The 14,874-nt window shown below is 55.7% G+C and carries 12 protein-coding genes; 9 read left to right on the top strand and 3 right to left on the bottom strand.

Annotation, left to right across the window (positions count from 1 at the left end):
* Positions 1 to 18: 18 nt before the first annotated feature.
* The 5 genes from had to ACJ77P_RS13670 all read left to right on the top strand — a co-directional run bounded on the left by had (position 19) and on the right by ACJ77P_RS13670 (position 4,990).
* Positions 19 to 1,128: a 6-hydroxycyclohex-1-ene-1-carbonyl-CoA dehydrogenase gene (gene had, locus ACJ77P_RS13690; protein ID WP_367360030.1), complete on the top strand. Its 1,110-nt coding sequence runs from the start codon at positions 19 to 21 to the stop codon at positions 1,126 to 1,128.
* A gap of 58 nt (positions 1,129 to 1,186) precedes the next feature.
* The gene (gene oah, locus ACJ77P_RS13685) at positions 1,187 to 2,332 is read left to right on the top strand and encodes a 6-oxocyclohex-1-ene-1-carbonyl-CoA hydratase (protein WP_408998551.1); all 1,146 of its coding nucleotides are present in this window, start codon (positions 1,187 to 1,189) and stop codon (positions 2,330 to 2,332) included.
* A gap of 144 nt (positions 2,333 to 2,476) precedes the next feature.
* Positions 2,477 to 3,247: an enoyl-CoA hydratase/isomerase family protein gene (locus ACJ77P_RS13680; protein WP_367360028.1), complete on the top strand. Its 771-nt coding sequence runs from the start codon at positions 2,477 to 2,479 to the stop codon at positions 3,245 to 3,247.
* A 6-nt stretch (positions 3,248 to 3,253) separates the two neighbouring features.
* Entirely contained in the window at positions 3,254 to 4,429 is a 1,176-nt protein-coding gene (locus ACJ77P_RS13675) for a M24 family metallopeptidase (RefSeq protein WP_408998550.1), read from the top strand.
* Positions 4,430 to 4,540: 111 nt separating this feature from the next.
* Positions 4,541 to 4,990, top strand: a complete 450-nt coding sequence (locus tag ACJ77P_RS13670; protein WP_408998549.1) for a VOC family protein — start codon at positions 4,541 to 4,543, stop codon at positions 4,988 to 4,990.
* Positions 4,991 to 5,079: 89 nt separating this feature from the next.
* Here ACJ77P_RS13670 and ACJ77P_RS13665 read toward each other — a convergent pair whose 3' ends face one another.
* The 3 genes from ACJ77P_RS13665 to ACJ77P_RS13655 all read right to left on the bottom strand — a co-directional run bounded on the left by ACJ77P_RS13665 (position 5,080) and on the right by ACJ77P_RS13655 (position 7,812).
* Positions 5,080 to 5,529, bottom strand: coding sequence for an Lrp/AsnC family transcriptional regulator (locus ACJ77P_RS13665; RefSeq protein WP_367360025.1), 450 nt, complete (start codon positions 5,527 to 5,529; stop codon positions 5,080 to 5,082).
* 65 nt (positions 5,530 to 5,594) lie between these two features.
* Entirely contained in the window at positions 5,595 to 6,431 is an 837-nt protein-coding gene (gene panB / locus ACJ77P_RS13660) for a 3-methyl-2-oxobutanoate hydroxymethyltransferase (RefSeq protein WP_408998548.1), read from the bottom strand.
* A gap of 421 nt (positions 6,432 to 6,852) precedes the next feature.
* On the bottom strand, positions 6,853 to 7,812 hold the full coding sequence (locus ACJ77P_RS13655; RefSeq protein ID WP_408998547.1) for a TIGR01212 family radical SAM protein: 960 nt from the start codon (positions 7,810 to 7,812) through the stop codon (positions 6,853 to 6,855).
* Between the two features lie 115 nt (positions 7,813 to 7,927).
* Here ACJ77P_RS13655 and mnmG point away from each other — a divergent pair, with 115 nt between their 5' ends.
* The 4 genes from mnmG (at position 7,928) to carA (ending at position 14,871) form a co-directional block, all read left to right on the top strand.
* Positions 7,928 to 9,847 carry a tRNA uridine-5-carboxymethylaminomethyl(34) synthesis enzyme MnmG gene (mnmG, locus tag ACJ77P_RS13650; RefSeq protein ID WP_408998546.1) on the top strand — a complete coding sequence of 640 codons (1,920 nt, stop codon included), beginning with the start codon at positions 7,928 to 7,930 and terminating at the stop codon, positions 9,845 to 9,847.
* Between the two features lie 388 nt (positions 9,848 to 10,235).
* Positions 10,236 to 11,777: a sigma-54-dependent Fis family transcriptional regulator gene (locus ACJ77P_RS13645; RefSeq protein ID WP_367360020.1), complete on the top strand. Its 1,542-nt coding sequence runs from the start codon at positions 10,236 to 10,238 to the stop codon at positions 11,775 to 11,777.
* Between the two features lie 377 nt (positions 11,778 to 12,154).
* Positions 12,155 to 13,486, top strand: coding sequence for a glutamine synthetase family protein (locus ACJ77P_RS13640; protein ID WP_408998545.1), 1,332 nt, complete (start codon positions 12,155 to 12,157; stop codon positions 13,484 to 13,486).
* Positions 13,487 to 13,707: 221 nt separating this feature from the next.
* Entirely contained in the window at positions 13,708 to 14,871 is a 1,164-nt protein-coding gene (carA, locus tag ACJ77P_RS13635) for a glutamine-hydrolyzing carbamoyl-phosphate synthase small subunit (RefSeq protein ID WP_367360018.1), read from the top strand.
* Positions 14,872 to 14,874: the final 3 nt, after the last annotated feature.

Here is a 14,874-nt window from a genome sequence, read left to right as displayed (position 1 = left end):
TTCTTATGGAGGTGTTTAATGGCTGGAGTACCAAGTGTGATTAAAACGTGGCAGATGGTGACGCCATGGGGGAAGAACAAGGAAACGGGAGAAAAGATTGAAGGGAAGCTGGCGCTAGCTGAACTGCCCGTACCGGAACTTAAAGAGGGCGAAGCCCTGGTTGAGATTGCGGGTTGCGGTGTCTGCCATACCGACCTCGGTTTTTTCTATGACCGTGTACCGACCGTTAACAAACCGCCGTTGACATTGGGCCATGAAATCAGTGGAACCGTTGTTGCGGGCGATAAAGCATGGGTAGGCAAGGAAGTGGTTATTCCCGCCGTTATGCCCTGCCGCAAGTGCATCCTTTGTAAAACCGGCCGTGGCAACCGCTGCCTTGCTCAGCTCATGCCCGGTAACAGCTTGGGAAATTATGGTGGTTTTTCAAGCCATATCGTCGTTCCTACCATAGACCTCTGTGAAATTCGCAATCGCGGTAGTTATCCGCTGGAAAATTTTGCCGTTGTGGCAGACGCCGTGACGACGCCTTACCAGGCTTCCAAGAGGGCGGATCTCCAGCCCGGCGACAACTGCATCGTCATCGGTGCAACCGGTGGTGTCGGTGTATACATGGCTCAGACGGCGAAGGCCCTTGGGGCAAAAACGGTCATCGGCATGGCGAGAAACCAGGAGAAACTCCAGAGAGCGCTCGGCTATGGCTGTGATTTCGTCATCAGCACCCAGGATAAAACCACCAAGGACATTTCCGGTGAGTTAAGCGCGATCCGCAAGGCCAATGGGCTTCCCAACGTAGGCTGGAAGATCTTTGAAGTATCCGGAACCAAGGCAGGTCAGGATCTGGCCCTGGATCTCCTTTCCTTCACGGGGAAGATGATCGTTGTCGGGTTCGGAATGGCTAAAAATGAATACATGGTTTCTCGGCTCATGGCCTTTGACGCAGAAATCATCGGGACCTGGGGATGTCTGCCCGAGTACTATCCCATCGTTCTCGATATGGTGCAGTCCAAGAAGATCGATATCGATCCCTTCGTGGAAGTCCGCCCGATGAGCACGATTGCGGCGACCTTCGATGAGATTCACAAGGCCGGCTCTCCTGCAAAGAGAGTTGTTCTGAAACCTGATTTTTAATGTGCAGCAAGCACTAACACCCAAAAAATAACACCAAAAAACGAAAGAGGAGAAAAGTATGAGTTTAGCATGGATGCCAAGAGAAAATGAGATGAAGAACCATGACCGACACACCTCTCAGTGGTGGGGCACGGAAGCACCCTGCACCGTATACGAGAAGCGGCCCCTGAAGGACCCCAAGGGCAATGAAGTTCCCGGTCTGTTCACTTCCTGGATTCGCCTGAACAACCCCGCCCAGTACAATTCCTACACGACCGAGATGGTGAAAGGTGTTATCGCCGGTTTCGAGAATGCCTCCACGGACCGCAGCGTTGTCGCCGTCGTCTTCACGGGCACGGGCCCCTTCGCCTTCTGCACCGGTGGAAACACGAAAGAGTATTCCGAATACTACAGCATGAGGCCGGAAGAGTACGGTTCCTACATGGAACTCTTCAACAACATGGTCGACTCCATCCTGATGTGCAAGAAACCGGTCATCTGCCGTGTCAACGGTATGAGAGTCGCCGGTGGTCAGGAAATCGGTCTGGCCTGTGACATCGCCGTTTCCTCCGACTTGGCCATTTTCGGTCAGGCCGGTCCCCGTCACGGTTCCGCTCCGGTGGGCGGCTCCTCCGACTTCCTGCCCTGGTTCCTCAGCAACGAAGACGCCATGTGGAACTGCGTAAGCTGCGAAATGTGGTCCGCCTACAAGATGAAGGCTAAGAACCTCATCTCCAAGTGCCTTCCCGTCCTGAAGGACGCCAATGGCAACTTTGTCCGCAATCCCCAGGTCATCACCGAATCCTACGTGAAAGACGGCGAGATCGTCTACGGCGAGAACAAGACGGGTCAGGAAGCCAAAGACGCCCGCGCTTTCGTCAACGACGCGCTGAAGGCCGGCAATTATGATTTCTCCCTGATCGACGCGGAAGTCGAGAGAATCATCTGGATCTTCGCCAACCTGTTCCCCGGCTGCTTGATGAAGTCCATCGACGGCATCCGCCAGAAGAAGAAATCCTGGTGGGATCAGGTGAAGAACGACCACCGTTACTGGCTGGCCACCAACATGATGGGCGAGGCCTTCGCAGGCTTCGGCGCCTTCAACACCAAGAAGATCACCGGTGTGGACACCATCGACTTCATAAAGAACCGTCAGCTCATCGCCGAAGGCGCCCTGAACAACGAAGCCTACTTCGAGCAGATCCTCGGGAAACCCAAAGCGTAATCAGTTCTTCGCTCAGTTGGTGAAATTCAAGGGGGGGGTGGGTATCCCCCCCTTTTTTATTTCGGACCGGCACGCCGGAATGAAGTCATTCAGGAACGTTCCTGACTTATAAACGTTACATCAGAAGGAGGAAGGGAGATTCTTATGGGATTCGAACATATTACATTTGAAAAGAAGGATAAGGTCGCCACTATTACCCTCAATGAACCGCCATCCAACTGGCTGACCATCCTGATGATGAAGGAGATCAATCGGGTTCTGCTGGATGTCAAGATGGATCCGACCGTACAGCTCCTCGTTTTTGATGCTGCAGGAGGAAAGGCCTTCTGTGACGGTGTCGATGTTGCCGATCATACCCCGGATAAAGTGGATGAGATGATTTTCGTTTTCCACGAAATGTTCCGAATTATGGCCAGCCTGGATGTTACGACCGTGGCGCTGGTCAACGGCCGTTCCCTGGGTGGCGGCTGCGAACTGATGGCCTTCTGCGATATCGTCATCGCTTCTGAAAAGGCCAAGATCGGCCAGCCGGAAATCGCCGTCGGCGTCTTCCCGCCTGTTGCCGCTGCCTGGTTCCCCAAGATCATCGGCCTCAAGAAAACCATGGAACTGCTCCTTACCGGAAAGATCATTTCGGCAAAAGAAGCGGAAGCCATTGGCCTGGTCAATGTGGTTCTGCCGGCAGAGAATTTCAAGGAAGGCGTGGACAAATTCCTGGCCGATTTCCTCAACAAGAGCAGACCGGTTGCCATGTGGACGCGCCGCGCCATTATGGCCGGCCTCAATCTGGATTTCATTGGAGCCCTCAAGGCCTCCGAAATTCTCTATCTACAGGGTTGCATGGCGACGGACGATGCCAAGGAAGGCATTTCCGCATTCATGGAAAAGAGAAAAGCGGTATTCAAGGACAAGTAACGACTTATGATCTACACGCCGAAAGAAGAAATTCAAAACCGGACGGCAAGATTAAGGGCGTTAATGGAGAAGGCCTCACTGGATGGGGCCTTCTTCCATTACAAGATTGATTATTATTACCTTGCCGGCACCATGCAGGATGCGATCCTCTATGTGCCCCTGGAGGGAGAGCCCACGCTCTTCGTCCGTCGGGAGATACGCCGGGCTCGACGCGAGTCGCCCCTTTCTGAAGTGATTCCCATCCGCTCCCTCAAGACCATTAAGGAATACATTGGCAATCCCCGCCGGGTAGGCCTTCAACTCGATGTTCTGCCGTACAATTTTGTGACAAGCTTTAAAAAGGTCCTGGGTGATGTGGAACTGGCAGATATCTCGCCGCTGATTAACAACCTCCGTAAGATAAAGAGCGTCTTTGAAATTTCATTGATGGAAAAGGCGGCGGCGATTGCCAAAAAGGTTTATGAAAAAATCCCCGAAGTCCTCCGGGAAGGTATGATGGAAATCGAACTCGGCGGGATCCTGGAAGCTTATGCCAAGACCCTCGGACACGAGGGTCTGCTGCGTGTGCGCTCCCAGAATTTTGAAGCCTACAGCTGGCATATCCTCAGCGGCAAAGTGGGAAGCGTTGTCAGCCAGATGAATTCTCCCATGGGAGGTTTGGGGATGTCGCCGGCCTTTCCCGTGGGGGCGAGCCGCAAGAAAATCCGCCGGGGCGAACAGATCATGATTGATTTCGGTATCTGCTACCACGGATACCAGGTGGACGAGACCCGGATGTTTGCCATTGGTTCCATACCGGAATTGTTCAGCAAAGCCTATGAAGCCTGCCGGGAGATCCACTACCGGGTGCTGGACAAGGCCCTGGAGGGGGTGACCTGCGCCGAGCTGTTCCAGTATTCCGTTGATTTAGCCGAGAAGCTGGGATTCGGGGACAATTATCTGGGATATGCCCCCCATAAGGTCAATTTTCTTGCCCATGGAATCGGCATTGAACTTTCCGAGCCGCCATTTATCGCGACAAACATGGATTACCCCATTGAGGAGGGGATGACCTTTGCGATCGAACCCAAGATGGTCTTCCCGCGAAAGGGTTGCTGCGGCATCGAAAATACGGTGCTCATGGAAAAAGGCCGCTACCGTGTTCTGTCGGAGATCGACGAACGGATCATTATCGTTGATTAAGTTGCAGAATTCCCGGCAGCCGGGTACGGGACTCGAACGGGAGCTTTGTTTCAGCATCTCCCGGAATCAGGAACCGGTGATCGCCGGCCATGACACCGAAACGAGGTCATTATGCAAATAAAGAGAGTGGATCATATCTGTATTGCCGTCAGGAACCTCGATGAGGCCCGCAGGACATGGGAACCTCTGCTGGGTAAAGACAAGCCGGACGATGTCTACATCGATGAACCGGAAAAGATCAGGGTCGTACGCTACTGGATCGGAGAAGTGGGGTTCGAACTGATGGAATCCCTGACGCCCGACGGCGAGGTCGCCAGGTTCATCGAAAAGAACGGTGAAGGCGTGATGCTCGTCAGCCTCAATGTGGACAATACCCGGAAGGCCGTGAAAGAGTTTCAGGAAAAGGGCTATCCGTTCATTCCCGACAGCCGGGGCGGGTTTGTCCGGCCGTTCCGCAAAGGGGAGTTTGCCTTCCTGTATCCGAAGAAGCTCAACGGAGTCCTGATGGAACTGATCGACGACGACGGGCTGGAATCTTCCGGCAGTCTGCTGCAGGACTGAACCGCGTCCCGTTCCCTGCGGCAGAGATTTCCATCGAAGTTCCGCGGCGAAACCAACGGAATCGGTAACATCCGGCGTTGCCGCCTTGGTCAGTCGAAGGGGGTTCCGAAATCGTATCTCCGTTTTACGTATTTTATAATGACGGCCGTCTCGACTTTCTGGATCCCATCGATACGGCTGAGGCGGTTGTAGACGAGATCGTGAAGGTCCTCCAGGTTTTTGACGACAAATTCGGCGTTCAGGTTGGAGCTGCCGGTGGTTGAAACGATATACCACAGTTCCTTGAATTTGCTGATCGAGCCGATGACATGTTCCATCTTTGCGATGTCTACGCTGATATAGAGATCCCCCGTGATCTCGAACCCGACCTTGAGAGGATTCGTTACGGCAACGATCTGGATGATCTCATCATCGATAAGGCGCTTTATTCTTCCCCGGATCGTTGCCTCCGAAACCGAAAGCGACTTCCCGATTTCCGTGTTGCTGATTCTGCCGTCCGATTGAAGAATCGCAATGATCTTTGCGTCGAGTTCATCCATGTGTCTTTTTTCAGATGTCATAAGAATCGTCTTTTTTAGCGCCATAAGCATAAGCTTGCGGCGGTCTAATAGAGCTTATCCAGTTCCTCCTGGCTCATCGTGAACATGTGCTCGGGACCCGGGAAGGCCCCTGTCTCTACGGCCGTTTTGTACTGGATAACGGCATCCCGGATCATGGGCGTGAGATTGAGGTACTGCTTCGCGAACTTGGGAATGAACCGTTCAAAGAGGCCGACCGTGTCGTGATACACGAGAACCTGGCCGTCGCAGTCTTTCCCCGCACCGATGCCTATGGTGGGAATCTTCAGCTCTGCCGTGATCCTTGCCGCCAGGGTATCCGGTATGCATTCAAAAACGATCATGAAGGCCCCTGCCTCCTCAAGATCCTTGGCGGATTGTATCAGTTTCCTGGCTCCTTCCGCGTCTTTTCCCTGTACTTTGAACCCGCTGAGCATGGTTGCCGTCTGCGGTGTCAGGCCGATATGAGCGCAGACAGGTATCCCGGCTCTGACGATCGCCCGGACGGTGGAGGCGAAATCACTTCCCCCTTCCAGTTTCACGGCGTCGCACCCGGCCTCCTTGATGAAGCGCCCGGCATTGTCAACCGCCCTCTCATCGCTTCCCTGGTAGGACATGAACGGCATGTCCGCTATGATGAAAGCGCTCTGAATCCCCCTGGCGACCGCCTTGGACATGAACAGCATCTCCTCCATGGTCACGGGAACGGTTGATTCATATCCCAGGGCAACCATGCCTCCTGAATCTCCAACCAGGACCGTGTCGATCTCTGCCTGATCCAGGATCCTTGCCGTCGGATAATCGTAAGCCGTGAGCATGGTGATCTTCTCTTTCTTCTGTTTCTTCTGCTGCAATTCAGCAATGGTAACCTTTTTTCTGCTCATGTTTTATCTCCCTCCAAAACGCGTATTAAGGTAACTTCCTGTGAGATCAAAACCACCATCCAGTCCTCTCCGGCCTTTATTGCTGTCAGGGCCGCGAAGTCTCAGGGCATGCACCTGCTCGACAGGGCCTTCCAGGTTCATGGATGGGGCTATTATTCGATATTCGATATATTTGTCAATATATATTTCGATTTATATTAAATATATTTTTATAGTCTACGATATTAGCAAAATTGCTTGGGTTGAAGAGTGACAGGCAGGTTTCCTGCAGGGGAAAGTTTATCCGGTCTCGTTTCTTCCGGCGGTCGTTTCGACCGCTGGGAAGGATTTCTATGATCCTTAAATCCAGAGTGAAAGAGGGGGCGATAAGAAGGCCTGCTGAGGCTGACGGAATAAAGCGAGTCGGGAAAAATCAGGAAACTCAGGAACGTTCCGGCCGGTAATTACTGCGATAGCGGCATCCCTGCCGGGCATCCCGCCGCTCCATCTCCCGGTCGATGGCGTTGAGAACGACCATCTTGTTGGTGGCCCAGGCGGGGGCCAGGTAGATATCGGCATAGCCGTCGGCCGTCAGGCGCTGAATCACCATCTCCGGCGGCAGGATTTCCAGGACATCGCAGACCGTCCGGACATACTCCTCCTGGCTCCAGAGACTGAAGCCTCCCTTCTGATACTCTTCCCCAAGGGACGTACCCTCCAGAACCAGCAGGGAATGGATCTTGATCCCTGCAATCGGCAGAGAGGCCAGGGTTTGCGCCGTCCCCAGGACATCCTCGGGAGTTTCGCCGGGCAGGCCGACGATGATGTGGGTGCAGATCAGCAGATTTTCATCGGCGGCCCGCTTGACGGCATCAAGAAATTCAGCCGCCGTATGGCCCCGGTTGATCCGCAGCAGCGTTGTGTCGGAAATCGACTGCAGTCCGTATTCCAGCCAGACATGAGCATTCCGGGCGTAGCCCTTCAAGAGATCCAGGACATCGTCGGGTACACAGTCGGGGCGGGTTCCCACCGAAAGGCCGATAACGTCTTCCTGGGCCAGGGCCTCGTCATAGAGGCGCTTCAAGCGGTCGCAGGGGGCGTAGGTATTGGTGAAAGTCTGGAAATAGGCGATGAACTTTTTTGCCCCCTTGCGGTTCCGATAGAATTCCCTTCCCCGCCGGATCTGTTCGCTGACGGAGGGTAACGGGCCTTCCCGGCGGAGGCGCGATCCCCGCCCGTCGCAGTAAGTGCATCCCCCCGTCCCCCGTGAGCCGTCCCGGTTCGGGCAGGTGAAGCCGGCGTCCACGGGCAGTTTATACACCGTGCATCCGAAGCGGTTTCTCCAGTAGGTCTTCAGGTCACAATAGCGTTTCAGGCGGTTTTCCGGCTGCGATGCGGACACGAAATGCGGTCTCCCTCTTGTAATTTTTACGCTTTATACTATTATAGGCCTCCCCTTTTCAAGGGGGCATTGTCAAAGCGAAGAATCGCTTCGATAGTTCCAGAAAGAGACACCGATGAAGCAATTTGACGTGATAGTCGTAGGGGCCGGCCATGCCGGCTGCGAGGCGGCGCTGGCGGCGTCCCGGATGGGGTGCGAAACCCTCCTGCTCAACATCAATCTCGATTCCATCGCCCTGATGTCCTGCAACCCCGCCATCGGCGGACTGGCCAAGGGGCAGCTCGTCAAGGAAATCGACGCCCTGGGCGGCGAGATGGGCAGGGTGGCGGACAGAACCGCCGTTCATTTCCGCATCCTCAACGCCTCCAAAGGGCCGGCCGTCCAGTCATCCCGGGTCCAGTGCGACAAGCAGCTTTACCGGCTGACCATGAAATCCATCGTGGAACGGCAGCCGCGGCTTCATCTCCATCAGACCCTCATCGATCGCCTCCTCATCGAGGATGGGCGGGTCACCGGCGTGGTGGACCACACGGGCGTTTGCTACGGCGCCAGGGCGGTGGTCATCACGCCCGGGACCTTTCTCAACGGGCTGATCCATGTCGGCACAGCGCACTATTCGGCGGGAAGGGCCGGAGAGATGGCTTCCTTGCCCCTGGCTCAGTGCCTCTGTGATCTCGGCTTTGAAATGGGCCGGATGAAGACCGGAACGCCGCCGCGCCTGAAGGCCTCGACGATCGATTTCTCCCGTCTGGAGCGGCAGGACAGCGATCCCGCCTTTGAACCCTTCTCTCTGTCCACGGAACGCCTGGGAGAAAATCGGCTTCCCTCCTATTTCGGGTACACGACTTCGGAAACCCACCGACTGATCCGGGAAAATATTCAATGTTCCCCTCTCTATTCCGGGGCCATCAAAGGAGTCAGCGCCCGCTACTGCCCGTCCCTGGAGGATAAGGTGATGCGCTTTGCCGACCGGGGGCACCATCCCGTGGTTCTGGAGCTGGAGGGACTGGACACGGAAGAGGTTTATGCCAAGGGATTGGGCAACAGCCTGCCCCTCGACCTCCAGGAACAAATCGTCCACAGCGTGCCGGGTCTGGAGGAGGCGGAAATTATGCGCTCAGCCTATGCCATTGAATACGATTTCGTTCAGCCGACGCAGCTTCACCATACGCTGGAAACGAAGAAAATCCGGGGGCTTTACCTGGCCGGACAGATCAACGGCACGTCGGGATACGAGGAGGCCGCCGCACAGGGGATGTGGGCGGGAATCAATGCCGCCCTGGCGGTGCAGGGCCGTCCGCCTTTTGTTCTGGATCGCTCGGAGGCGTATATGGGCGTCCTGATCGATGATCTTGTAACCCAGGGCGTGGATGAGCCTTATCGGATGTTTACCTCGCGGGCGGAGTACCGGCTGATCCTCCGGGAGGACAATGCCGCCCTCCGACTGACCCCCAGAGGCTTCGAACTGGGCCTGATCCCACCTGAACATTTCGGGCGGATTTCCGATCGGATTCAGAGGATTTCGAAAGGAATAAAGCGGCTTTCCTCGCTGCGGATCTATCCCGGTGCAGATGTGAATTCAAAGCTGGAGAAAAAGGGGAGCCCGGCCATCAAAAACCCCCTTTCCCTGTTTCAGCTTCTCAAGCGCACCGATTTCTCCTGGGAGGATCTTGATCTTTTTCGGGATGTTCCGGATTTTCCGGAGGATGTTTTCGCGGACTCCGACAGGCACGTCCGGAAGCAGATCGAAATTGAAGCGAAATACGAGGGATACATCTCCCGCCAGCGGGAAGCCGTCGCCCGGATGAAGAACCTGGAAAGCCGAAGGATTCCTGAAGGATTCGATTATTCGGCCGTTCCGGGACTGTCCAATGAATTGAAGATGAAGCTTTCCAGGATAGAGCCGGAGACGCTCGGGCAGGCCCGGCGCATCACCGGGATGACCCAGGCCGCCCTGGCTGCTGTTCTGATCATGATCAAGAAAAGGGAGCAGGAGATGAGAGGACCGGCTCCTGCTCCTCCCCAGTCAGACTGATTCCATCCCCTCCCTGTCCCCGTCGTTTCCCGTATGGTCCCGGCGTTCACATTCTTTTTCCCGGCGGCCGCTTTGGCTTCATAATTGCGTTATCTTCGCTGAAACAGGCGCCATGCGCGAAAAGTTCGTTCCGGGACGCCGTTCAAATCTCCCGGACGGCCTGATGAGAAGGAGGCGGCTTCCGCTCGGCCTCAACGTTCATGGAATCCCGGTACATTTAAAAGACATGCATTCAGGCAGTTTATCGAGCATAGGTCCCTTTATGCCGGGATGAACATCGGATAAAAATTTTTGGCGCCATTCCTGGAAATAATCTTGCGGATGCTTCGCGATGCTGCTACAAAAATGTATCGATGTCCTGAAACGATTCTGATGATGGTGATGGAACGTGAGCAGTCATAATTATGAAGAACTGGCGGCACTGCACGCCATTGCCAGAACCCTTGCCCAGCCGGGGGAACTTCGGGATCAGCTGGAACTGGTTCTTCAGGCCATGAACCAGCGGGTCGGCATGCAGCGGGGGATGATCTCTCTGCTGGACCGCGAAACGGGTGAAGTCTGGCTCGATGTGGCCCATGGGGTCGATATCCAGGGGATGGAGGTCTCGTACGCGCCCGGAGAGGGCATTACCGGGAAGGTGGCCCAGACGGGCCGCCCAATGGCCGTAGCCAATCTCGGACAGGAGGCGCACTTTCTCGACCGTACCGGTGCGCGGCGCTTTATCAACCGTTCGGACCTTTCTTTTCTCTGCGTGCCGATTGTCTATGACGAACGGGTTGTCGGAGTCTTATCGGCGGATAAGGCCGTCCTCCAGGTGGAGGACCTCGACCGGGAACTGGCCATGCTTTCCTCCATCGCCGAACTCATCGCCAAAAGCGTTCACAGCCGCGCCCTGGAAGAGGATAACCGGCGTCTTCGGGATATGCTGGGGCGTTCGACCATCACCCATTCCGAGATTATAGGCCATTCCAAGGTCATGCAGGAAGTTTTCGGCCTGATTGTCCAGGTGGCCGATTCCAATGCGACCGTATTGATCAACGGGGAAACGGGAACGGGGAAGGAACTGGTCGCCCGGGCGATTCATAACCGCAGCCCTCGGCGCAAGGGGCCGCTCATCCAGGTCAATTGCGCCGCCATGCCGGATACTCTCATCGAAAGCGAGCTCTTCGGCCACGAGAAGGGGTCTTTTACAGGGGCCTTTCATCACCGCCGGGGCCGTTTTGAGGAGGCCCACGGAGGGACTATTTTCCTCGATGAGGTCGGCGAACTGTCCGCAGCGGCGCAGGCAAAGCTGCTCCGGGTGATCCAGGAGAAGAAATTTCAGCCTCTGGGTGGGTCCCGGGTCGTCTCCGTGGATGTCCGCATTATCGCCGCCACCAACCGGAACCTGGAGCAGGATGTGGCCTCGGGCCAGTTCCGGGCCGATCTCTATTACCGGCTGAATGTCTTTCCCCTTTACCTTCCGCCCCTTCGAGAACGGGGCAGCGACATCATCCTCCTGGCGGACCACTTTATCATGAAGTACAATAAAGAGCTGGGAAAATCCATCAAGACCATTTCCAATGCCGTCCTGGAAGCCTTTTTGAGCCATTCCTGGCCCGGCAATGTCCGGGAGCTGGAAAACTGCATCGAGCGGGCGGTACTCCTGGCAACGGGATCTTCCATCGAAACGGTCCACCTGCCCCCCTCGCTTCAGACTCGGAGCCGCGAAGGGGAGCGAAAAGAGTCCGGCAAGCTCAATGCCATGATTGAAGCCCAGGAGCGGGGGATGATTGTGGACGCCCTGAAGGAAAGCCGGGGAAACCAGAGCCAGGCCGCCCGAATCCTTGGGACGACAAAGCGGATCATTCAATATAAAATCCAGAAGCTCGGAATCGATCCCCGGAGATTCAAGGCGAAATATGCAAGCCCCTCCTCACCCCGGGATTGAGGCAGGAGGACAAGAGGTGATCCGGGACAACCGGGAATTTTCGGACAAATTTGTTCTCTTTGAGATGTTATATACAATTTTGTTTTGTTCGTTCCTGGCATTTCTTTTCTTGAAAAAAAAAGAACTTCCTGTTGCCGCCAGAGATTTTATCCATTGATATCAGGTTGCGTTTCATAAGCTGACAGGCCTGGCGAGGGTAAGGCGAGGTGCCCGCGTGTCGGGGGTTCATCGGGAGCCGGGACAGATCCCATGCTTGAGCCTCTATGGCACGCTTTTGGCCTTTTCTATCGTGTCCTGTTCCAACGAAGCCGATGCAAGCCGCGTTTTGAGGTGAAATGGGATTTTTGCCCGCTGACGTATGAAGAAAGGAGGCTTCAATGTTCAACTGCCAAACGAAGGAAGAAGTTCATAAGATCGTCAGGCAACAAAACGTGAGTTTCATACAGTTCTGGTTTACCGATGTCCTGGGGGTGCAGAAAGTCTTCAGCGTGACCCCTTCGGAACTCGAGGAGGGCATGACGGAAGGGATGGGGTTTGACGGGTCTTCCATCGAAGGCTTCTGCCGCATTGAGGAAAGCGACATGATTGCCATGCCGGATCCGACCACCTTTCAGATGATCTCCTGGCGGCCGTCGGAACGCCCGGTGGCCCGCATGATCTGCGATATTCTGAATCCGGATGGAACGCCCTACCAGGGGGATCCCCGCTATGTCCTGAAGCGGGCTCTGAAGAAAATCGCGGACCGGGGATACACCTTCTACGTCGGTCCGGAACTTGAGTTTTTCTACTTCATCAGCGACAAATCCCCGGAATTTCTTGACAGAGGCGGATACTTCGACGGCCTGCCCGTGGATGTGGCCACGGATCTGCGCAGGCAGACCATATTCGCCCTCCAGGAGATGGGAATCCGCGTCGAATACTCCCATCATGAAGTGGCGCCGAGCCAGCATGAAATCGATCTCCGTTACGATGAGTCCCTCCGCATGGCGGATAAAGTGATGACCTACCGGACGACGGTAAAGGAGATCGCCCGCCAGAACGGATTTTACGCCACCTTCATGCCCAAGCCGGTCTTCGGGGAAAACGGCAGCGGGATGCACACCCACCAGTCTCTCTTTGTCGGGGATAAAAATGCCTTCTTTGACGGAAACGACGCGTATCATCTCTCCACCATGGCAAAGCACTACATTGCCGGACTGATGAGGCACGCCCCTGAAATTACGGCGATCTGCAATCAGTGGGTCAATTCCTACAAGCGCTTGGTGCCGGGCTACGAAGCGCCGGTCTATGTGTCCTGGGCGCGGCGCAACCGTTCCGCCATGATTCGCGTTCCCATGTATAAACCGGGAAAGGAGCAGGCGACCCGCATCGAGTTCCGTTCCCCCGACCCGGCGTGCAACCCCTACCTGGCCTTCGCCGTGATGCTGGCTGCCGGATTGAAGGGGGTGGAGAAGGGCTATGAGCTGCCGGAGCCGATTGAAGAGGACATCTTTGAAATGAAGGAAAAAGCCAGGGAGGAGGCCGGCATCCGCTCTCTGCCCGGCAGCCTCTATGAGGCGATTGTTGCGGTGTCCGCGAGCGAACTGGTCCGGGAGACCCTGGGAGACCACATCTTCGAGAAATTCGTGGAAAACAAGAAGCTGGAATGGGATCGATTCCGTACGCACGTGAGCCGCTATGAAATTGACCGCTATCTGCCGATGCTTTAACGATCTGCAGAAACGGCTGCTCCGTCATTATGGTGTTGCATTATCCGGACGGGTGCTGATATAAGAAGCGGAACAAAATTATTTAATAGTTAATGATTCCAGGTAGATAGTTCATAGCCAAGCAGCGGCGGCCGGTCATCGGCGGCCGGAATGTCAAACGGCATTCGCCTTGCTCTCCTGCGGGAGATTCAAAGGCGGTCAGAGAATTGGGGGAAAACCGGGTGACCCTGTTGCGAAAGCAGAAAGCAGCCTTGCTGGTTCTGGAAGACGGTAGCGTCTTCCGGGGGGAGGTCTTTGCAGGGGGCGGTGAAGTTCTGGGGGAAGTCGTCTTCAATACGGGAATGACAGGGTACCAGGAAATCCTGACCGATCCGTCCTACAAGGGGCAGATCGTGACCATGACCTATCCGCTGATCGGCAATTACGGGATCAATCCCAGGGACATGGAGTCTGCCGGAATTTGCCTGGAAGGGTTGATTGTCCGCGAGTACTCGGATTTTCCCAGCAACTGGCAATCCAGGCAGACCCTCAAGGCCTTCCTGGAGTCCCAGGGGACGCTGGGAGTGGAGGGAATGGACTGCCGCGCCCTGACCAGGCGTCTGCGTGTTAACGGGGCCATGCGCGGCGTATTGAGCTCGGAAACTTCGGACATCGAACTTCTGCTGCAGAAGGTGCGGGCCTATCCCGGTCTCGTGGGGCGGGATCTGGTCCGGACTGTCGGCTGCCGGCAGCCTTACCGCTGGGTGCAGGGATGTGCCGAAAAGGCGGATCCGGACCGGCTGGCGGAACAGGTTGGACATCCGAGGGTGGTCGTTCTGGACTGCGGGGTCAAATACAACATCCTCCGCTGTCTGGAAGAGGCCGGATGCGAGGTGGTCGTCGTGCCCGCCGGCTTGTCTTCCACGGAGATCCTGTCCTGGTCTCCCGACGGGCTGCTCCTGTCCAACGGGCCGGGTGATCCGGCCGCGCTGCCTCATATTGTGGCCACCGTCCGGGAGCTTTTGGGAAAACTTCCGATCTTCGGCATCTGCCTCGGGCATCAGATTCTCGGACAGGCCGTGGGCGGCCGCACGGAAAAACTGAAGTTCGGCCATCACGGGATCAATCAGCCGGTTCGGCAGAAGCGGACGGGAAGGGTGGAGATCACTTCCCAGAATCACGGTTTTGTCGTCCTGCCGGAATCCCTTCCCTCCGAGCTGGAACAGACCCATGAAAACCTGAACGACGGAACCTCCGAGGGGATTGCCTATCCATCCCTTCGTGCCTTGAGCGTCCAGTATCATCCCGAAGCGGCGCCGGGACCGCAGGATGCGTCTTATCTTTTTAAATCCTTTATTGAAACCATGTCTTCAGAGAAGAAGCGCGCGCCGCGGAACCCTTCCTGAAGG

The sequence above is a fragment of the Syntrophus buswellii genome (genome assembly GCF_046097065.1).
GTDB lineage: Bacteria > Desulfobacterota > Syntrophia > Syntrophales > Syntrophaceae > Syntrophus > Syntrophus buswellii.
The sequence above is the reverse complement of the archived record's forward strand: the minus strand, read 5'-3'. Positions and strand labels throughout refer to the sequence as shown.